This window comes from Mycolicibacterium xanthum (genome assembly GCF_019710635.1).
GTDB lineage: Bacteria > Actinomycetota > Actinomycetes > Mycobacteriales > Mycobacteriaceae > Mycobacterium > Mycobacterium xanthum.
The window spans coordinates 73,095-93,038 of sequence record NZ_JAIFZS010000048.1; the positions used below are offsets into that span (position 1 = coordinate 73,095).

Genomic DNA, 19,944 nt, shown 5'->3' on the forward strand with positions numbered 1-19,944 from the left:
ATGAACGCCACCAGGTGCACCGGAACAACCACGTGCACAGAGCTGATCAGCAGCCCGCCCCCGTACTCGGGCGGCACGGCCAGCCCCGCAACCCTGTACAGCAACGTCGGCTACCGCAGCCGCCGATGCGCCAGCTGGCACCTGACGTCACACCTAAGAATCGGATAACTCCATATATTTCCAAAACGTGTCGGACCACTGGGACGCTACTGCCGGGTCATCGCGACGTTCATCCGCTGTTCCGGGCTGATCAGGTGCTCGTGGCTGTCCTCGCCGATCTCGACGATCGCCCAGTCGATGCTGCCGGTGAAGCCGTTGCCGGTCGGACCGTAATGCGGCGATACCGGCGAGGCGCTGTCGACGCCGACGTCGCACGACTCGTCGACGCCAAGGATCATCGGTTGGGTTTGCTCCACGCGCCCCTGGCCGACGGCCTTGGCGTCGCAATACAACGTGACGTCACCGCCTTTGCCGAGTCCGCCGCCGTCGTAGGCGAATTCCATCCGGACCTGATGCGCGCCGGCGGTCAACGGCTCGTCGGCGGTCACGAAGTAGTGCTCGATGCCGAGGAGGTTGTAGCAGTAGGTCAGCTTGCCGTCGTGCGCGTACAGCGACCACCCGCCGACGTTGGTCCCGTGGGCGATGACGACCCCTGCCGCGCCTATTTCGGGCACGATGAGACTCACCGTCACCGAATGTGACTTGTTCTTCAAGTTCAGCATGCAGTTCTCGTTGAGCCGCATCCCGGGATACATCGTCTGGCGATTGCCGCAGATGAGTTGCGGCCGACCGGCGATGTCGGCGTTGAAGCGCTCGAAGGCGCGGTCGTCGAGCGGAAGGACATTGTATTTGACCGCCTCGACGAGCCAAAGGCGCTGCAAGTCGGCGAGTTTCTCCGGGTTCTCGTGGGAAAGGTTGTGCGCCTGACTCCAGTCGTCGGGCCCGTACAGTTCCCAGACGTCCTCCTCCAGCGGCGGCGCGTCGTCCAGCCACGGGGTGCGGTGCTTGGTGACCGCGGTCCAGCCCTGGTGGTAGATACCGCGGTTGCCGAACATCTCGAAGTATTGGACGTCGTGGATGTCGGGCGCGTTTGTGTCGAGCAGTGTCGGCAGCATGCTGACGCCTTCTAGAGGCGCCTGGTCGATCCCGTTGACCGACGTCGGCTCCGGAAGCCCGGCCGCCTCGAGAATCGTCTTGGTCACGTCGATGACGTGGTGGAACTGGTTGCGCACCGAACCGCTGTCGGTGAGACGACGTGGCCAGTGCACGATGGTGCCGTTGCGGGTTCCGCCCCAGTGTGACGCGATCTGCTTCGTCCACTGGTAGGGCGTGCACATGGCGTGCGCCCATCCGACGGCATAGTGGTTGTGGGCGCGCGGAGTTCCGAAGTCGTCGATCTTGCTGAGGAGAAACTCGGGGGTCTCGATATCGGACATTCCGTTGAGGACGGCGATCTCGTTGAAGCAGCCGTTCGGGGTCCCCTCGGCGGAGGCCCCGTTGTCGCCGATGATGTAGATGATCAGCGTGTCGTCGAGGACCCCGACTTCTTCGAGGGCGTCGATGAGCCGACCCACTTCGTGGTCGGTGTGTTCCAGAAAGCCCGCGTAGATCTCCATCTCACGGGCAAGCACCGGTTTGAGTTCCACCGGCATGTCGTCCCACGCCGGAATCTCGGCGGGCCGGCGGGTGAGTTCGGCGTTCTCCGGCACCACACCCAGCTTCTTCTGCCGCGCGAGAATCTCCTCGCGCAGGGCGTCCCAACCCCTGTCGAACCTCCCGCGGTACTTGTCCACCCATTGCTCGTGCACGTGGTGGGGTGAATGTGTCGCACCGGGAGCGAAGTACATGAAGAACGGCTTGTCCGGCGTGATGGCCTGCTGCTGGCGCACCCAATCGATCGCGTGATCGGCGAGATCCTCGTTGAGCGTGTAGCCCTCCTCCGGCGTTCGCGGCGGCTGCACGGCCGTCGTACCTTCGAACAATCGCGGGTAGTACTGATGGGTCTCGCCGCCGACGAACCCGTAGAAGTACTCGAACCCCGAACCGGTCGGCCATTGCTGAAACGGCCCGACCGGAGACACCTCCCACACCGGCACCTCGTGGCACTTGCCGAACTGAGCGGTCGAGTATCCGTTCAGTTTCAGCGTCTCAGCCACCGGAGACTTGTCTTTCGGTCGGACGCTGCTGTATCCGGGAGCCGACGTGGCCATCTCGGTCACCCCGCCCATGCCGACCGAGTGGTGATTGCGTCCAGTCAACAACGCTTGACGGGTCGGCGAGCACAGTGCCGTGGTGTGAAAACGATTGAGCTTCAGGCCACCGGCCGCGAGGCGCTCGGCGGCCGGGGTGTCGCAAGGACCTCCGAACGCCGACGACGCGCCGAAGCCCACGTCATCGAGCAGGATGATCAGCACGTTGGGCGCGCCCGGCGGCGGCCGCAGTGTGGTGATCGGCGGATACTTGGTGTTCGGATCCCTGGCGTCGTATGTGGTGAGCCCGACGTACCTGGGGTCGGGAATCGGCAAGACTTCCCGCATGATCGGCGCACTGTTTTCCTTGGATGATGAACTGGTCATTGGCAGCCCCCACGAGCGGTTCGACCTGGCCGACGCTACCCGCAGGGCCACTGCGAAAAGTCGAGTTTCGATACAACCCCGCGACAACCTCGACGGTGACCGACTTGGCTCCACATTGGGATTGGGATGGCTCGTCGGGCGCGGTATTCGGCATGAGTGTCGAGTTCCCCGCGGGATGCATCGGTCGCTTGTGATCCGCGATCGATCAGTGCCGGTGGTCGCGACGTCAAGGCGTCGATGCACTGCTGGGTGAGAAGGATGCTGTCGCCGGTGGATTTCGAACTCGGGTTATCGCGGGGCGGTCTTGGTGAGTTGCTCCACGCGGGCTGCCACGCCGACGGCATCACCGATGAGAGCAAACTCCAGCTTGCCGCCCCGCCGATGGTTCCCGCGATCACTACGCCGGTGTTGATCCCGATACCGAGGCGAAGCTCCTCGGCGAATCGCTCGGCGACCTGACGGTCGATCAGCGCGGCGGCTCGCAATGCGGCGTCAGATCGGCGAGGTTGTTGGGTGCGCCGAACACGGCCACCGCGCCGTCGCCCAGGAACTTGTTCACATGCCCACCGGCGTCCACGACAGCGGGCACCACGATCTCAAACAACGCGTTGAGGCGGGCGACCGTGTCCTCGGCAGTGTTGGCTTCGGCGGACGGGGTGAAGTCGCGGATGTCGATAAACATCACAGTGACTTAGGGGCGCTCACCGGTGAACACATCGTCACCCTGCTCAAGCAGCCGGGCCGTTAGAGCGGGATCGACGTAAGTCCCGAACGCGACCTGAAGTCGTTGCCGCTCAGCCAAACCGGCCTGCATCCGGGCGTCTCGACCCCGAACTCCTCGCGGTGAGTGTCGATGAAGTCGACTATTTCTCGTGTTGGCGGTCGAGCTCCGCCCCGAGGAAACTCGCTGCTCGTTTCAGTAACCGACGCGCGCTTGAGTTCTCGGTTCTCCTGCTCGAGCTCCTTGAGCCGCTGATGCTCCGCGGTGGACACCCCGGGAGCCAGGCCCTCGTCGATGTCGGCCTGGCGTACCCAGGTGCGCACCGACTCCACGCCGTAGCCGAACTGGGTGGCCACCCGCGCCACCGTGCCCTGCGTGGATGCCCAGCTCGGCGCGCAGGGCTCGCACCATCCGCACCGCGGCGGCCTTCTCCTCGGGGCTGTAGCGACGTGTCGTGGGCTTCCCCGCAGACTGTTCCTTCGGCATACCTGCATCCTCGTTTCCAGGGTCAGGAGCCTCCGGGATTTCCAGCGCGATTCAGACGGTGCTGTTCGCCGATGTGGTGCATTTGAGGGCGGCATGCCGCATTTGGCTGTTGCGGATGCGCGTACTGCTGGCCCGTGCCCAAGGCGACGACGCCTCCTACCGCGACTATCGGGACCGCTACCTGGCGATGGCCACATCGTTGGGCTTCGAGGGGCACATCAGGTGGGCCGAGGCGATGCCGTGATGGCGGAGTCGCGGGCTATGGGTGCAAACAGCAGGGCTGAGGTTTGAGCGCATGAACTTGGTCGGCGTCATTGGGCTGGGTTTGATCGGCAGCGCGCTGGCGCACCGGCTCATCGCGACCGGTGATGCACCGCTCGTGTTCGACGTGAAGCCCGAAGCAGTCGAAGGTGCAGTCGCGGCCGGCGCGATTGCAGCCGGCTCCTCCGCCGAACTGGCTGAACGCTGTGACGTGGTGCTGGTGTGCGTGCAGACCGACGATCAGTGCATCGCCGCTGTCTGCGGAGAAGGCGGAGTGCTCGAAGGCGCTGCGCCGGGCACCTGTATCGCCGTGCTCTCGACGGTGTCGCCGTCGACTATCGAAAGCCTCGCCGCGACGGCCGCCGAGCGCGGCGTGCCTCTCGTCGACACCCCGGTCGCCGGCCGCGGCATGTTCAGCGTCGAGGAGGGCACGATGTCGGTGATGGTGGGCGATGACGGTGTGCTGGTGAGCCGGCTTGAGCCCACGCTGCGCCGCTTCGCGTCGAAGGTGGTGACGGCGGGCGGGCTCGGTAGCGGCGCGGCCCTGAAGCTGGCGCACAACATCGTCGTCTACGCGGGCTTCGCCGCGATGATGGAGGCAGTCGAGCTCGCCCGGGCTGCCGGGGTGCGGGAGGGTCTGATGGAAGAAGTTGCGCAGGCCAGCGGCGCGCTTTCCGAACTGAGTGCGTTCACACTGCCCTTCTATAAGCACTTCCGCGACGACCCGCGCGGGGCCGCCGAGGACGAAATCCTGCGAGTCGCAGCGGCGTTGCTCGACAAGGACTTGGCCGATGCGGTTGCTCTGGCAGCCGAGCACGACGTTGACGTACCGGTTGCGCGTCTGCTCTCGCACTTCGGTGACACGATCTTCCAGGTGAATCGCTCACGTTGACACGGTCGCCGCAGCAATCACCGGTGTCTCGAGCGGGCATCAATTCCGGGCCGGTTCATTCGGCCACAGTTGCGGACAGGATGAGGTCCGAGGCCTTTTCTCCGATCAGGACGCTCGCCGCGTGGGGATGGCCGCGAATGGCCGTCGGCATGATCGAAGCGTCGGCGACCCTGAGTCTGGCTATGCCGCGGACCCGGAGTTGTGGGTCCACCACGCTGGCATCGTCATTGCCCATTCGGCAGGTGCCGATTAGGTGATAGATCGTGTGCGAGCACGTTCTGAGGGCCTCGTCAAGCGTGTCGTCATCGAAGCGAAGTGCACCAATAGGTCGCGCGATCTTGCCGAGCGCGCCTTTCCATTCGGGTGACTCGGCGATCGTGGCGCATGCCCGTAGACCTGCCATCATCGCGGTCCGGTCAGCGCCATCGGGATCGCTGAGGTATCGCGGATCGATGATGGGTTTGGCATGGGGATCGGCTGATCGCAAGGTGATCTGGCCCCGGCTCTTGGGCCTGAGAAGGACGCAGCCGAGTGACACCGCATGCCCGTACGGCTCGCCCAGCCCTTCATCGAAGAATGCCGCTGGGCTGAAGAGCAATTCGAGATCAGGTAGTTCGAGGTCAGGCCGACTGCGGATGAACCCGTAGGCCTCTGCAACATTGGATGTCAGCATGCCGCGCCGCCGCAGCAGATAGTTGGCGAGTTCGCGTGGCTTCTCGGCATCGAACAGCGTGCCCCCTGCCACCTCGAACCCCAGTACCGTCAGCAGGTGGTCTTGCAGGTTCTTGCCGACCTCGGGTGACTGGCGCACGACGTCGATGGTGTTCTGCTCCAACTCTTGGCGCTCACCAATGCCCGAGAGCATCAGAATTGAGGAGAGTTGATTGCACCACCGCACGCGATCACCTCGCGCTGGGCGTTGGCCACGATGCGCGCGCCATCGCGCTCGAACTCCACGCCTACGGCCCGTCCCTGCTCGACGATGATGCGGGTCGCGGTGGCACCGGTGAGCACGCGAAGGTTGTCTCGCTTCATCGCGGGTCGGAGATAGGCGTCCGCGCTACTGCACCGCGCGCCCTTACGTTGGGTGACAACGGCTTCGCAGAAGCCCTCAGGCGACCGTGAATTCGGGCGGGCGGGTGCATATCCGCAGTCCTGTACCGCCGCCAGCCACAGGGCGGTCCATGCCCGTGGGCTTCGCTGTCGTGAGATCGTCAGCGGCCCGGCCACGCCGCTCTGGCCGCGGTCGACGGAGTCCGCCGCGTCGGTGACATTTTCGATGCGGCGAAAGTACTGCTGCGCCTTGTCGAACGACCACTCATCGCTGACGAGAGCGGCCCATTCTTCGTAGTCGGCGGCGAAGCCACGTGCCCACAGCATCGCGTTCATTGACGATGAGCCGCCGAGCAGTTTCCCTCGGGGCCAATAGATTTGCCGCGCATTGAGCTCTTTCTGGGGCTCGGTGAGGTAGTCCCAATCCATGGCGGTGCGGAACAGCTTGGGGAACGCAGCCGGGATATGAACGAACTTGTCTTTGTCTTCCGGTCCCGCCTCTAGCGCGACGACACGCGCACCAGCATCGGTGCTCAGCCGGTTGGCCACAACGGCACCCGCCGAATCGGTTCCCACGACGACGTAGTCAGCACTTATGTCCATGTCAATACCCCCGTTCCAGAGAGCATACGGGCGGCGACCTGCGCTGGGCCCCGAATGCTTTCACCTTCGAATGCTTGAGCCCCCTCGAGATATCAGAGAGGACGCGGCACGGACTGTGAAATGCTCTGGCTACCGGTTCCAGATTGTGTACTTGGCTTTGTATCAACTCTGCAAGTTGTTCCGGAAGTTTCGGCGGGCCGCTTATGTCATTCGCGGAGAGGCGACGGCGAATAGCTGCCACTCGCCGGGCACGCCTTTGAGTTCGTGAGAGCCGCGTTCGTCGAACTCAAGCCCTGACCCGATCACCAGGTCATGCAGCGTGCTCGACACCAGCACCTCGTTCGGCCCCGCCAGTGCGCTCACCCGTGCCCCGATGTGCACGGCGATCCCGCCGATGTCGTCGCCGCGGATCTCGCACTCGCCGGTGTGCAGCCCGGCGCGTATCTCGATGCCGAGCGTCTGCACGGCGTGGCAAATCGCGATCGCGCAGCGGATCGCGAGTTGTGGGCCGTCGAACGTCGCGAGGAAGCCGTCGCCCGACGTGTTCACCCCGCGTCCTCGAAAGCGGTTGAGTTGCGCCCGCACGACGGCGTCGTGCGCATCGAGCAGCGCATGCCAGTCACGGTCGCCCATCTCCGTCGCCCGATGGGTTGAGTCCACGATGTCGGTGGACAACACCGTGGCCAGCACCCGATCATCGGCCACGTCTGCCTGCTGGCCGGTGAGGAACTCGGCGATCTCCCGATAGGACTCGCGCCACGGTTCTACGAAGTGAAGTAAGTTGCGCCCCGGCAGCTCGACGTACTTCGCGCCCGAGATGTGATCTGCGACATTCTTGCCATAAGCGGGCGGGATGAACTGGTCGTCGGCGTGCTGGACGACCAAGGTCGGCACGCGAACGGCTCGCAGTTTGTGAACCAGGTCGGGACGAACGCGATGTCGCGCTCACCCTCAGCCGAGGCGCGGTAGGCGACGCGCAAGTCCCCGCTCAGCGCGTAGCGCGTCTCCGAGAACATTGCGGAAGTGTATGCCGTAGAGGACGGTGGAGATCTGGTTGCGCTCGCTGGTGTCGTCCTCGTCGACGGTGAGGACGGATCGAGCAGGGGGAGGATCTCGATGTATCTGCAGTTCCGCGAGGAATTCAATCTTCCTGCGCATCACATTTTTCGATACTTCGCCACCCCGGCCGACTGGGCCACGCTCTATGGGGCATCCGGCGACACCAAGGCCAAGGGCGACGGCTGGTACGCGGTTCCGCTGAAGCGTTTCCCGTTTCCACTCGTAGCCCGCAACGTAGCGGCGCAACCCGATCGGCTCGTGCGGTGGATATTTGGTGGGTTCTGGCGCGGAGTGGGCGAGGTGCGGTTGACCGAGTCGGGCGACATCACCGTCGTCGAGGGTTTCGAGTACATCACCGCGCACGGTCTTTGGCTGCTGGCGACACGCTTCGAGGAGCGGTTCATGACGTCGGAGTTTGAGCGGATCTGGGCGCTGGGTTGGGACCGTATCCGCCGCAACGAGCGTTGATCTCGCGCTGGTTCTGCTCCTCGGTGATCGGTCTCATCCCAACGAAACACCGCGAGACCATGGAAGAGCAGGCCGATTCCCCACCCCAGGGCGGGCCACACCGGGCAGAAGTATCCGCTGGAGCTTGCAGTACCAGACCACGACCAGTACGGCGTTGACGACGAGGTAGGCGGCCAGGTGCCACCAGAATCCGCGTTTCGCGTGGATTCGTCCTATCGCTTGGTGTCGGTGTTCATCGGTCATCTCGCCTCTTTCGACCCGGCATTCTGCGCCGTCGCCGAGCATATGAGGCCACGGCCGGGTGGTCGATCACCGGTGTCTATCCCGAGCCCGGGCGGCGAGGGAAATTAGCTTGCCTCCAGCGTTCGAGCCCGAACCATCACTGCGGAATCTCGTACTTTCCGCTCTGCCGGTGGGCCATGAGCAGCCCGGTCGGCGGCGACTTCGACTTCGGCGGCCGAACGTGCGGGTGGTGGTGATCGCCCTACCCTGGGTCCGGAACGTCTGCGATGCCCCTTCTTGCAGCGCTGAATTGTCCCTCCCCGACGAGATCATCAGATTGTCCAACCTGGCCTTCGGGGGGCCGGACGCGAGCACCCAAACAGTGCGAATTGCCTTGCCGTCGACGTACCAGACATAGCATCGGCGGGTGGTGGCTGATCTGGTCAACGGCATTCCTCGGATGGACCTGACGAGTAGTGGTCCACCCCTGGTGGTTCGTGTGGCAACTCGCCTGCTGGGGACCAAGTCCGGTACCGCGATCCACCGGCGGTTGTTCGCGCCGATCGACACGGTGCTGATGCGCCTGACCGGTGGCCGGGTCAATTCTTCGTTTGGTCGTTTCCCGATCGTGGTGTTGCACACGACGGGTGCCCGGTCGGGAGTGCAGCGCGACGTGCCGGTGCTCTACTTCACCGATGGGAACGACGTCATCCTTACCGCGTCGAACTATGGTCGGGCCAAGCATCCAAGCTGGTATTACAACTTGCTCAAACATCCTGAGTGCGAACTGTTCGCGGGTGGCCACAGCGGCCACTTCGTAGCCCGCCCGACCGTGGGGACTGACCACGATCGGTTGGTCGCGCTCGCAGAAAGCTGGGCCTCGAACTTCTCGGTGTATTTGGCCAGAACGAACGGTATTCGCGAGATCCCCATGCTTCGTCTGACACCGACGAATCAGTAGGTCCAGCGACCTGTACAACTCGGCACTGGAAACCGTGGCTGGGGGTCGCCGAGGACACACCGCTCGACATCGGAGGACACCGGCTGCGGTTCATCGCCACCCTGCATGTGCCGCACAACTGGGAAGCCGGGCTGTGGTTCGACGAGACGACCTCGACGCTGCTGGCCGGTGACCTGCTGACCCATGTCGGCAACCCACCCCCGCTGACGGAGTCAGACGTCGTCGAAAAGGCCATCGCCACCGAGGAGCTGTTTCGCGCCACCGGCCTGACCACCATGCTGACCCCAACACTGCATCAGCTCGCCGACCTGCAGCCCACAACGCTGGCGCTGATGCATGGCGCATCGTTCACCGGCGACGGCGCGGCGCAACTGTGCGGGCTGGCCGCCGGTTACACCGAGCTTGCCGCACGGTAGTCAGGCCCCCCAGCTCTTTCGCCGGCTCTTAAGCAGCCTCCCGCGATCGGACCTCCACCTCATTGATCCCTCGGCGCAGCTGATCGGCCAGATACCATTCCTCACTGCTGTGCGCATCGTGCAGAGCCTTGCCGACTGCCAACTTGGCATCCTTGAGGTGTACCCGGCGTTCATCGCCGACCGTGGAGATGGCATCCAGCACCGCAACCATGGCCTCCTGGCAGGCGCTGGCGAAGCTGGTGAAATTCTTGACCGTCATTTTGCTCTCCCTAGCCTCTATAACAACTTCGCTAAGAAGGTGATTCCGTTACAACAGAGAGTGCCGAGGCGCTGATTCATGCTCGGCGGCAAGGAAACTCCCCGGGCGCGGTGGAGTTCGGGCCTGCTCCTCGCAGCTGTGTTGCTTCATTGAGATATCCCTGGGGCCGAGGCCTGAGCTGGAAGCCGTGGGCTCGCAGTCGATGAAGGGGCCATTGGTCCCTTCCTGCCCGGGCGGTTGAGGTCAATAGTGGTGGACGGGGTTGGGTACGAATGCGTTGGGGAAGGGGGATTGTCATGGTCGAGCGAGTGGATGCCGTGGTCGTCGGAGCCGGGCTCGGCGGGTTGGCGGCGGCGGTGACGCTGGCCGGTGCGGGGAAGAGAACTGTGGTGCTGGAGCAGCATTCTGTCGCTGGCGGCTACGCCTCGTCATTTCAGCGCGGCCCGTACCGGTTCGATACGGCATTGCATGAACTCAGCGGGCTCGCCCCGGGCGGCGGCTCGGACGCGCTCTACCGGCAACTGGGCATCTGGCACCGTCTGCGCCCAAACCGGTTGGACCCGCTGTACGTCCTGCGCGGTCCCGGCCGGCAGATCGTCGCCCATGCCGATGCGTTCGCCTATGAGGCCGAGCTCATCCGACACTTTCCTGGGCAGGCAGACCAGATCCGGGCCTATCTCGATGATGCGATGGCGGTCTATCGTGACGTGCGCCGTCTGACCACCGATCGGGCGACCGGCCATGATCCATCACCAGACAAGATGGTTGGGCGGTATCCGGCCATGGTCCAAGCAAGTGGTGAAACCTGGGATCAGATGATGGCCCGTCACGTGACTGATCCACAGTTGCGTGCGGTACTCGGCGCATTTTGGGTATATCTGGGTCTACCGCCGTCGCAGTGCGCCGCCCTGCTAGGAGGGGTTGTCACCGGGACATACCACCAGCATGGGGGCTGGTACCCCGAAGGTGGCGCACAAGCCATCAGCGCCGCACTCGCCGACGTGCTGCACGAACATGGTGGTGAGATCCGCTGCGGGCAGCCCGTGACGGGTCTTGACGTCGAGGGTGACCGTGTGTTGGCGGTCACGACGGATCAGGGATTGCGACTAGAGGCTGATGTGTTTGTCTCCAACGCCAGCGCGCTCACGACTGCGCTGGAACTCGTTGGACGTGAACACCTTCCGGTCGAGTACGTGGAACGGATCGAGAAACCAGCGCCGTCTTACACCACCTTTTCGGTCTACCTCGGCCTAGACCGCGACAACCTAGGCGAGCAGGAGGCGGCGCACGAATGGTTCCTCAACGCGACCTGGGATGCCGATGAGGCGTGGCAGGCCGCACAGTCCGGCGATTGGGACCGGGTCGGCCTGTCTGTCACCGACTACACCCATGTCGATCCTGGATGCGCACCACCCGGTCACGGCGTGGTGGTGCTGACCACCGTAGCCCCCTGGGGGTATCAAAACGTGTGGGGAACCGGTGGTGACCTGACCGGTTACCACGACAACCCGGCCTATGTCCGGGTCAAGCAGGAGGTGGCCGATGCACTGGTCCGGCGAGCCGTCGACGAATTTCCCGCGCTGGCCGATTCCATCTGCTACCGCGAGGCCTCGACACCCTTGACGAACTTCCACTACACCCACAATCCGCACGGGGCGATCGAGGGCTACGAGAACAGCCCCGCCAACTCCGGGCTGGGCTGGCTACCCCACCACACACCGATGACCAACCTCTTTCTCGCAGGTGCTTGGACCAACAGTGGAGGCATGAACGCCGCCATCAACTCCGGTGTCGAAGCCGCCCAGCAGATCCTGACACGATCACGCACCCCGGTCTAAACACCATCGAAGCAGGCCAAATCCCAGCAGTCGATTTCACCAAGCCGCGATAAGCCTCTTCGTCCGCCGTCATGGCATCACCTCGACCCACGCGATGTGCCCCTCGAAGCCTAGGGACAGATGGCGATTGGCATCGACGAGCTGATCGGTGCGGTACACCTCGCCATCGGTCAGCCCGAACGATACATCGAGGCCTCCCGCACCCAACCGGCAAGCGGCCGTGGCATTCATGCGATGATGTGGGCCCACTTGAGCACGAAATCGCAATCAACTATCGTCATCGCCGATTAGCGGGTCCGGCCCGGCGGCGCTCCTGAAGTACGTTCGTGAGGGGGACGCGGTTGTGGTGTGGAAGCTCGACCGCCTTGGCCGCAACATGCCCGGACGAGTACGAAAGTGTGACCGACAGTCGAAAGGCTGCCGAGCCGTCATCCGGCACCGGCTACCAGGCCAAGGAGCCGGGAATTCCCTTGAACGGCCCGACGATCCAGCTTGTGATCCAGCCGCCGTAGAAGCCACCGGGCTGCGGAATGGCCTCCTCGCCATTGACGGTGCAGCGGTCAACTAGTGCGGGCATCACGGCGACCGCGCCAGTGATCGGCTCGAAGCCCGGGCTGGGGTTCAGGTAGCTCCAGGCGGCTTTCGGCGCGACTCGTGTGTCGGTCACTAGGTCGTAGTAGGTGGCCTGGCCCTTCCACTCACACGACGACGACCCCGACGTCTCGCGCAGCACCCCCTCAGGGAAGAAGGCATCGCGGGGCAGGTAACCGTCGGCGGGTGGCTGGTCTCCAGCACCCGCCACGCGCGGGTGGTGGAGGCGATGGTCGTCCCACCCAGTTCCACGGTGATCGAGCCGACGAAAGTCTCTAGCCGTGGCGGGCGCGGGTAACCCCACACCGACTCCTGCCCGGGACCGGGTTTGACGGGCTTTGGCCGCATTGTCACCATGAAATCCTCGCAGTTACGTCCAGAGTGTCCTCGGCGTCTGGCGTGACCGCTCGACTTGAGGGGCGGCGGCGCGACCCACATACCCGACAACAGTCCACTCGCCCATTGTGAGCCTGTCTCGATGGACTGTTCCGCTACAGCTTTCCGCAGGGTCGTCCCACGGAACCACCGATGTGTCGGCTCCTGTAGGAGACCGATGACGGCGACAAGTTCGCCGACGAGTTCTGAGTAACTCCGCCAAAAGGGCATGTCAGCCCGGCTGTGTGAGGCTGGCGCGGGCTTGGTCGATCTGGTCGTAGGCGTAGGTCGCCATGGCGGCGGTGGTCATCGCGTCACCCTTCCGGGCGAGCGATTCATAGGCCTGGTCGCCGAGGACATCGCGCAGGTGGGTGATCGTGGTCTTGATCCTAGGGACCGCCGCTGCGGTGACGGGACTGAGCGCGAAGCCAGCGATGGTGGCGGCCGGTTCGTGGCATCCGAGCCGGTCGAGAAAGACGGCGAGGGAAGCCAGCGGGACATGCATCAAGGGGGCGTTGCCCGAGTCGTGGTAGTTGCGGATCGCCATAGTGAAGTAATCGAACGCGGCCCCCGGGTCGCCGTATTCGGCCTCAAGTCGGGCCAGGACGCTCGCCAGGTGTGACTCGTTGTAGCGGTTGCCACTGTCTCGAGCGATCACCAGGCCCCGGCGCAGGGCGTTCAGTGCTCGGTCAGGATCGGCGTCGCGGAAGGCGAGTCCGCAGGTGAAAAGAGCGTACGACAACACAAATGGGTTGCCGGTGGCCTCGGCTGCGTCGAGCAGCCCGGTCGTGGCGGCCATCGCCTCCTCAGGGCAACCGGCCATCATCAGTGTGATGACCAGGGATGCCTTGCCGAGTGTGTGCGTGTCGCGACCGCGCGCGAGCTGGGCGCGCCACAACTCGACCGACCGTTTGGGCTGGCCGACGTACACGTACGCACTGCTAAGCCAGCCCTGTATGCCGTACGGCACGTTGTCGGAGTCATTCCCGATCACCACCGTCTGACCGGCGTCACAGTAGTGGACAGCCGCCCCGATCCGTCCCGCCAGGCAGCACTGAGACGCCATCACGTACAGGGCGGCGAGCCGGGGGTGGTCGACGGCGCGGGCGGGTTCGATGAGTTCTTCGGCCCAGGCGATAGGTTCGTACTGTTCGACCCATAGGCCAAGGAACACCGCGTATGTCGCAATGGTGGCGGCATCGTCGAGGTCGTCGTGGTCGGCGGCCCACCGAAACGCCGTCCGCAGATTGGCCAGCTCGACCGTGAACCAGTCGTAGGCCTCGCGCTGGCGTGGGCTATCCCACAGGGCCATGATGTCGGCTTCACGCTCAGCGAAGTACCGCGAGTGGGCAGTCCGTGCCTCGGTGGCCTCACCACGGGCGACGAGTTGTTCCTCGGCAAACTGGCGGATGGTCTCCAACATGGAATATCGGGTCCGCTCGGTCGATCGGTCGGCGACCAGCAGCGACTTGCGGACCAGCGCATCGAGCAGATCCAGCACAGCCAGGTCGTCGGATTCATCGAAACCGGCTACCGCACAGGTGCTCTGAAGGTCAAATCCACCGGCGAATACCGAACACCGTGTCAACAGCGACTTTTCGGCGTCGTCGAGCAGGTCATAAGACCACCCCACTGTGTGGCGCAGCGTGTGGTGACGGTGCAGTCCGCGCCGGGAACCGACCAGCAGTTGGAACCGCTGATCCAGACGATCCCGCACCTCACTGGCGGTCATCGACGCCATCCGCGAAGCAGCCAGCTCGATGGCCAACGGGATCCCGTCGAGTCGGCGACAGATCTCCACCACCGCACCCGCCTCCTCGGGCGTGGCCACCGAGAAGTGCGGAGCCACGCTGTGGGCACGTTCCACGAACAAGCTCACCGCCGCCGAGTCGACTCCTTCTCCGACATCCAGTGAGGGCACTGGCCACACCTGCTCATCGGCCACCCCCAAGCCTTCACGGCTGGTGGCCAAGACCTTCACCGTCCGCGACTGGGTCAGGATGGCCTCGATCAGATCAGCCGCTGCGTCGCGCACATGCTCGCAGTTGTCGAACACCAACAGCCGCACGCGGCCCTCCAACGCGGCGGCCACCGACTCACTCACGGTCTTGCCCGGCTGCTGGGTGATGCCTAACACGGCTGCGACCGCATCAGGTACCGCCGCGGGATCGGCGACCGCCGCCAACTCGAAAACCCATACGCCGTCGGGGAACTCCTCGGCCAGGTGTGCGGCGACTTCGAGTGCCAGCCGGGTCTTGCCCACGCCGCCGACGCCGGTGAGCGTTGCCAGCCGATGAGCCCGCACCGCCGCCGCGACTTCGGCGACCTCAGCCTCGCGCCCAACGAAACTGGTGATTGCAGGTCGCAGATTCCCCGGACCCGCATCCACAGCCCGCAGGGGCGGAAACTCGGTGGCCAATCCCGCCGCTTGAACCTGGAACACCCCGACCGGAGTTGGCAGGTCCCGCAGCCGTTGCGGCCCCAGATCGACGAGATCGATTCCGCTGAGCAGCCCCGCCGTCGACTCGGCCAGCAGGATCTGGCCGCCATGCCCGGCGGCCATCACCCGCGCCGCCCGGTTCAGCACCGCCCCGAAGTAGTCTGCCCCCCGCAACTGGGCTTCCCCGGTCGCCAAACCCATCCGCACCGGCAACTCCAACGCCCGCTGCGCGTCCACCGCAGCATCCACCGCCGACCTCGGTGAGGTGAACGCGGCGCACACTCCGTCGCCGGTGTGCTTGAAGATGAAGCCGCCGTGCGCGTCAATCGCCTCGCGTAGCGCCTCGTCGTGGGCGGCCAGCGCCGCCTGCATCCCCTGGGCGTCGGCCTCCCACCGACGGGTCGAGCCCTCCACATCGGTGAACAGAAACGTCACCACCCCCGAAGGCGGTACCGCCGGATCAGCGGACACCCCCGCAGAATCTCACACCGAGCCGCGTCTGAGCTTGCGCATCGCCGGACTTTTTTCCGCTCGAGGATCTGCTAGTCCGCCCCCAGATAGTCCTACCCCGCAGCATGTTGCAGCGACCCGCCCGCAGGCTTGATCGCCGCGATACGGCACCCATCAGCGGGTCGGCGCTGACACGATAGTGAGGTGAGTGGGGGTCGGGATGGTGGTGCGGGTGATGGCGACGTTCGCCCTGAGCCCGGTGCGTCGGTTGATGAGTTGTTGGATCGGGCGGTAACGGCGATCAACCGTGGCGATCAGGCGGCGGCATCGGCGTTGGCCGGCCAGGTGCTGGAAATCGATCGGGGGAACGTCGAGGCCGAGGATTTGCTGACGGCTCCGGGTGATGCCGGGGAGATCCGCCGGTTGACGATTCTGTTCGCTGACCTGGTGGGTTCGACGGAGTTGTCCGCCCGGGTGGAGCCCGAGACGTATCGGATGCTGGTGGGCAGCTACCGCGACCTGGTGCTGGGGGTTGTGGACCGTTTTGAGGGCCATATCGGGTCGATCAAGGGCGATGGGCTGCTGGCGGTGTTCGGTCACCCCACCGCCCATGAGGATGATGTGCGGCGGGCGGTGTTGGCCGGGTTGGAGATCACCCGCGAGGTGGCCCAGCTGAGTGAGCGGGCGCAGCGCCGGTTTGGGGTGGATGTCGGGGTGCGGGTGGGGGTGCACCGGGGGCTGGTGTATCTGGATGTCGCGCAGGATGACATCTACGGCATGGCGGCGAATCTGGCCGAACGGGTGTCGGGGCTGGCCGAGCCGGGCACGGTGGTGGTCTCCGATGCGGTGGAGCCGCTGATCCGGGACGCCTTTGAGTTGCAGGCCCGCCCACCTGCACGGGTCAAGGGTGTGGAGGGTCTGATCACGTGTCATCTGGTGGTGGGTGAGCGGGCTGATGCGGCCCGGGTGGGGGTGGGCCGTGGTCCGCTGGTGGGCCGCGAGCGTGAGCTGGCGCGGCTGCAGCGCAGTTGGGCGTGCGCGCAGGCGGGCACGCTGCACATCCCCGGGGTGGTGTTTCGTGGTGAGCCCGGCATCGGCAAGTCGCGGTTGGTCGCGGCGGCCGGTGAGCTGGCCCAGGCCTCCGGTGCGCCGGTGGTGGAGTTGGTCGGGTCGCCGTTTCACACCGATGTCGGCTTGCACCCGGTGCGTAGTCTGATCGAGCGCCGGTGCGGCATCACCCGGGCCACCGAGGCCGGTCAGCGCCTGCGGCTGCTGCAGGCCGAGGTGCGGGCCTGCGGACTTAATCCCGAGACCGCGATCCCGGTGTTGGCGGCGGTGCTGGGGATCAGCGCCGAGGCCGGCTATGAGCCGGTGGCCGCTGAGGGCCGACAGCTTTACGAGCTGATTGCAGCAGGGGTGCACGAGTATCTGCTGGCCTGTGTAGGTGGGAGTGCGGCGCTGGTGGTGGTCGAGGATGTGCAGTGGTTCGATACCTCGACACTGGAGGTAGTCGACTGGCTGCTGAGGGCGGCCCAGGGCCGACTGCTGGTGGTGATCGCCGGGCGGCCCGGGAGCTGGCTGTCGGGCGGCTGGCCGGTGAAAGTGGTTGACCTTGATCCGTTGACCGACACGCAGGCCGATGAGCTGATCACCGCTTTGGATCCGAGCCTGTTGGCTGAGGATCGGGCAGCGGTGGTTGCCCGTTGCGACGGGGTGCCGTTCTACATCGAGCAGCTGGTGCGGGGAGTACGCGAGGCACCGGCCGACGGTTCGGGTGAGACACGGGTGCCCGATTCGCTATATGAGCCGTTGTTCGCCCAACTGCAGATGAGGGCAAACGCGGTGCCGGTGATTGAGGCGGCAAGCGTCATCGGCCGTGACGTTGATCGGGGGCTGTTGTGCTCGGTGGTCGATCTGGGCCAGGAGGAGGTCGATCTCGTCGTCGACGAACTTGAGGATGCGCTGGTGCTGGAGCCGTGGGGTACGGAGGGCTGGCGGTTTCGCCACGAGTTGCTGCGCGAGGTGGCCGCCGAGGTCGCGCCCCCCAGCGTGCGCAGAAGACTCCACGCAAGGGTCGCTGATGCCCTGGCGCACGGTGTGGATAGGGGCGGTCCCGACTGGGGGCTGGTCGCAACCCACTACGAGCACGCTCAGCGGTTCGACGCGGCGGCCTTCGCCTACCAGCAGGCCTCGGCGGCCGCCCGGCGGCGCGGCGCGCTCGCAGAGGCCCGCACCGACCTGACCCTTGCCCTGGCCCAACTCGATCGTGCCTTACCCGCCGCGGGAGGCCGCCACAGTCAATTGACTCTGCAGTTGGAGCGAGGATTCCTCAATGCGGCCATAGAGGGCTATCAAACTCGTGCCGCCGTCGGCGACTTCGAGCGTTGCCTGCAGCTGTGCGGAACCAACCTGGGAGACGACGAACTGGTCGTAACGTTGTTCGCCCTGGCGGGCTACTACGCGGTTCGCGCTGACTTGCGTCGGGCCGCCACGGTGCTTGAGACGCTGCGTGTGGGTGTTGAACACGGGCGGGCGTGGCTGCAGCCGGTGATCGGGATCGGGTTCGGGGTGGTGGCGTGGCTTCGCGGTGAGTTCGATGCCGCCGGTTCCCACCTCAAGCATGCGGCGGAGAACCTGGCCGCAGCAAACCACGATGAGATCGACGAAGTGTGGATTCAGCCCGACGAACCCGTCGCGACGGCACACATCTACCTGACTCTGGTCGCTCTCGTGCGCGGCGATCTCCCCTGGGCCGAGGCCGAGTTGGCCCGAGTGGCACATCGGGCGCAACGGCTCGACTTCCCCCAGGGTCCGTACGCGCGCGCCACCGCATGCTATGTGGAGATCTGGCTGCGTATCGAAGCCGGCCAGCTCGACCCGGCTGCGGCACTGGCCGCCGACCTGACCGAGCAAGCCGAACGGCACGGATTCGACGCACTGCGACTGTTGGGAGCTACCCAGCAGGCCGCCGTGAGCGCCGTGACCTCCCTGAGCAGCACCCAGGACCTCGACCCCACCGCGCTGTCGGCGCACATCGCGACCATGACCACGTTCGTCGACACCTTGCGCACGGTCGGGCTGAACGTCTTCGCCGCATTCCCTGACAGCGTGGTGGCGCGGCTGTTGATGGCCGCCGGGCAACCCGACCAAGCACGCGCCCGCCTGGACACCGCACTGCAGTTGGGCCGCGAGACCGGGATGCATTACTACGACGCCGAACTGCTGCGGCTGCGCGCCCACACCCAGACCGACCCAGATGCCCGCCGGGCCGATTTGACCGCATCCATCGAGTTGGCCTACCGCCAGGGCGCGCACCTGTTCGGATTGCGCGCCTCCCTTGATGATTTCGAGCTACGCGGCCAGGCCGCGCGCACAGCAGTTGTTGATGCCGTCGGCCGCATGCCCGCCAATAGTGCGTTTCCCGAACTAAGGCGGGCACGGGCTGCGTTGGAGTCAACCGACCCGCTAATCGGATAGCTCGGCCCTTATAGCCGAACCGACTGGGTGTGTCCGTAGCATGGCGGACCCCAACTGCGACGATGCAATACCGATGATGCGCAAAGCATTGATGATCTTTTCCGGGAAGCACAACTGGCACAAGGCGTTTGGGGCACCTCGATCCTGGTCGATGCCTTGTTGGCGCGCGGCACCGAAAGTGACATCGCCAATGCCCAGACTGCGATCGACCGGGTAGAGAACTTGCCAGACAACAAGAGTTGGGCGGCATGCCGCATTTGGCTGTTGCGGATGCGCGCACTGCTGACCCGCGCCCAAGGCGACGACGCCTCCTACCGCGACTATCGGGACCGCTACCTGGCGATGGCCACATCGTTGGGCTTCGAAGGGCACATGCAGTGGGCTGAGGCAATGCCATGACAGCGGGCCGCGACGCCTGCCGCAGAGTCTCGGAATGGACCACATACGAGACACCTGTTGACGCCGTCTCGGCGTCGCCATTTCTCCACGTCCATCTGTCTCAAATGTTCGTCTCAGAAATATCTGTCTCGATAACTGCGTTTAATCAGTGATCCAGGCGCTCAACCGCACCCAGCCGATTCTGCCGGTGCGCCCCGGCCTGCCGGAGAAGGCCACCCACGACTACCAGCGCAACGGGACGACCACCTTGTTCGCCGCAGTGGAGATCGCCACCGGCAAGGTCACCGACCGCTGCTACGACCGGCACGGCAAAGCCGAGTTCCTCGACGTCCTCAAGACCGTCGCCCGCGCCTACCCACGCCGGCGCCTGCACGTCGTCTGCGACAACTACCACACC

General features: G+C 65.1%; 12 protein-coding genes, 8 pseudogenes and 1 other annotated feature. Of the genes and pseudogenes, 11 read left to right on the forward strand and 9 right to left on the reverse strand.

What is annotated here, in order from left to right; all coding sequences use genetic code 11:
• Positions 1-206: 206 nt before the first annotated feature.
• The 3 genes and pseudogenes from JDV09_RS18965 to JDV09_RS18975 all read right to left on the reverse strand — a co-directional run.
• Positions 207-2,576 carry an arylsulfatase gene (locus JDV09_RS18965; protein ID WP_372452968.1) on the reverse strand — a complete coding sequence of 790 codons (2,370 nt, stop codon included), beginning with the start codon at positions 2,574-2,576 and terminating at the stop codon, positions 207-209.
• Between the two features lie 185 nt (positions 2,577-2,761).
• A pseudogene (locus tag JDV09_RS18970) lies at positions 2,762-3,393 on the reverse strand (adenylate/guanylate cyclase domain-containing protein); the annotation flags it as partial.
• Positions 3,391-3,485: a sequence feature (AL1L pseudoknot), on the reverse strand. (Overlaps the previous pseudogene by 3 nt.)
• Positions 3,411-3,783, reverse strand: a pseudogene (locus JDV09_RS18975) (transposase); the annotation flags it as partial. It overlaps the preceding feature by 75 nt.
• 115 nt (positions 3,784-3,898) lie before the next feature.
• Between JDV09_RS18975 and JDV09_RS26925 the strand changes: the two are divergent.
• Both JDV09_RS26925 and JDV09_RS18980 read left to right on the forward strand, forming a co-directional pair.
• Entirely contained in the window at positions 3,899-4,027 is a 129-nt protein-coding gene (locus tag JDV09_RS26925; RefSeq protein WP_255605627.1) for a hypothetical protein, read from the forward strand.
• A 51-nt stretch (positions 4,028-4,078) separates the two neighbouring features.
• On the forward strand, positions 4,079-4,936 hold the full coding sequence (locus JDV09_RS18980; RefSeq protein ID WP_221370696.1) for an NAD(P)-dependent oxidoreductase: 858 nt from the start codon (positions 4,079-4,081) through the stop codon (positions 4,934-4,936).
• A gap of 55 nt (positions 4,937-4,991) precedes the next feature.
• On the opposite strand, the pseudogene JDV09_RS18985 reads toward JDV09_RS18980, so the two are convergent.
• Both JDV09_RS18985 and JDV09_RS18990 read right to left on the reverse strand, forming a co-directional pair.
• A pseudogene (locus JDV09_RS18985) lies at positions 4,992-6,592 on the reverse strand (GMC family oxidoreductase).
• Positions 6,593-6,793: 201 nt separating this feature from the next.
• Positions 6,794-7,501: pseudogene (locus tag JDV09_RS18990) on the reverse strand (adenylate/guanylate cyclase domain-containing protein); the annotation flags it as partial.
• A 114-nt stretch (positions 7,502-7,615) separates the two neighbouring features.
• Between JDV09_RS18990 and JDV09_RS27310 the strand changes: the two are divergent.
• On the forward strand, positions 7,616-8,119 hold the full coding sequence (locus JDV09_RS27310) for a hypothetical protein (RefSeq protein WP_221370697.1): 504 nt from the start codon (positions 7,616-7,618) through the stop codon (positions 8,117-8,119).
• 168 nt (positions 8,120-8,287) lie between these two features.
• Here the strand turns inward: JDV09_RS27310 and JDV09_RS27525 are convergent.
• Positions 8,288-8,404 (reverse strand): annotated as a pseudogene (locus tag JDV09_RS27525) (2TM domain-containing protein); the annotation flags it as partial.
• 364 nt (positions 8,405-8,768) lie between these two features.
• Here JDV09_RS27525 and JDV09_RS19005 point away from each other — a divergent pair.
• Positions 8,769-9,302, forward strand: coding sequence for a nitroreductase/quinone reductase family protein (locus JDV09_RS19005; RefSeq protein ID WP_308124169.1), 534 nt, complete (start codon positions 8,769-8,771; stop codon positions 9,300-9,302).
• 107 nt (positions 9,303-9,409) lie between these two features.
• Positions 9,410-9,718, forward strand: coding sequence for a hypothetical protein (locus JDV09_RS19010; RefSeq protein WP_255605628.1), 309 nt, complete (start codon positions 9,410-9,412; stop codon positions 9,716-9,718).
• Between the two features lie 28 nt (positions 9,719-9,746).
• On the opposite strand, the gene JDV09_RS19015 is transcribed toward JDV09_RS19010, so the two are convergent.
• Complete coding sequence (locus JDV09_RS19015) at positions 9,747-9,977, reverse strand: hypothetical protein (RefSeq protein ID WP_221370698.1); 231 nt, start codon at positions 9,975-9,977, stop codon at positions 9,747-9,749.
• A gap of 296 nt (positions 9,978-10,273) precedes the next feature.
• Here JDV09_RS19015 and JDV09_RS19020 point away from each other — a divergent pair, with 296 nt between their 5' ends.
• The 3 genes and pseudogenes from JDV09_RS19020 to JDV09_RS26935 form a co-directional block, all read left to right on the forward strand.
• The gene (locus JDV09_RS19020) at positions 10,274-11,815 is read left to right on the forward strand and encodes a phytoene desaturase family protein (protein WP_221370699.1); all 1,542 of its coding nucleotides are present in this window, start codon (positions 10,274-10,276) and stop codon (positions 11,813-11,815) included.
• Between the two features lie 120 nt (positions 11,816-11,935).
• Positions 11,936-12,106, forward strand: coding sequence for a hypothetical protein (locus JDV09_RS19025; RefSeq protein WP_221370700.1), 171 nt, complete (start codon positions 11,936-11,938; stop codon positions 12,104-12,106).
• Between the two features lie 22 nt (positions 12,107-12,128).
• Positions 12,129-12,185, forward strand: a pseudogene (locus JDV09_RS26935) (DNA-invertase); the annotation flags it as partial.
• 72 nt (positions 12,186-12,257) lie between these two features.
• On the opposite strand, the pseudogene JDV09_RS19035 reads toward JDV09_RS26935, so the two are convergent.
• Both JDV09_RS19035 and JDV09_RS19040 read right to left on the reverse strand, forming a co-directional pair.
• Positions 12,258-12,760 (reverse strand): annotated as a pseudogene (locus JDV09_RS19035) (DUF427 domain-containing protein).
• A 253-nt stretch (positions 12,761-13,013) separates the two neighbouring features.
• A complete protein-coding gene (locus JDV09_RS19040; protein WP_308124170.1) occupies positions 13,014-15,692 on the reverse strand; it encodes an ATP-binding protein in 2,679 nt (892 codons plus the stop codon).
• Between the two features lie 258 nt (positions 15,693-15,950).
• Here JDV09_RS19040 and JDV09_RS19045 point away from each other — a divergent pair, with 258 nt between their 5' ends.
• From JDV09_RS19045 to JDV09_RS19050, 3 genes and pseudogenes are all read left to right on the forward strand, one after another.
• Positions 15,951-19,148 (forward strand): ATP-binding protein, encoded by a 3,198-nt coding sequence (locus tag JDV09_RS19045; RefSeq protein WP_255605629.1) that lies wholly within the window; start codon positions 15,951-15,953, stop codon positions 19,146-19,148.
• 270 nt (positions 19,149-19,418) lie between these two features.
• Positions 19,419-19,547: a hypothetical protein gene (locus JDV09_RS26940; protein ID WP_255605630.1), complete on the forward strand. Its 129-nt coding sequence runs from the start codon at positions 19,419-19,421 to the stop codon at positions 19,545-19,547.
• Between the two features lie 145 nt (positions 19,548-19,692).
• Positions 19,693-19,944, forward strand: a pseudogene (locus JDV09_RS19050) (IS630 family transposase); the annotation flags it as partial.

Bases quoted from the DNA above. Each gene is read 5' to 3' on its own strand.
- JDV09_RS18965 (WP_372452968.1), bottom strand. From the start codon at position 2,576: ATGACCAGTTCATCATCCAAGGAAAACAGTGCGCCGATCATGCGGGAA.
- JDV09_RS26925 (WP_255605627.1), top strand. From the start codon at position 3,899: ATGCGCGTACTGCTGGCCCGTGCCCAAGGCGACGACGCCTCCTACCGC.
- JDV09_RS18980 (WP_221370696.1), top strand. From the start codon at position 4,079: ATGAACTTGGTCGGCGTCATTGGGCTGGGTTTGATCGGCAGCGCGCTG.
- JDV09_RS19015 (WP_221370698.1), bottom strand. From the start codon at position 9,977: ATGACGGTCAAGAATTTCACCAGCTTCGCCAGCGCCTGCCAGGAGGCC.
- JDV09_RS19020 (WP_221370699.1), top strand. From the start codon at position 10,274: ATGGTCGAGCGAGTGGATGCCGTGGTCGTCGGAGCCGGGCTCGGCGGG.
- JDV09_RS19025 (WP_221370700.1), top strand. From the start codon at position 11,936: ATGGCGATTGGCATCGACGAGCTGATCGGTGCGGTACACCTCGCCATC.
- JDV09_RS26940 (WP_255605630.1), top strand. From the start codon at position 19,419: ATGCGCGCACTGCTGACCCGCGCCCAAGGCGACGACGCCTCCTACCGC.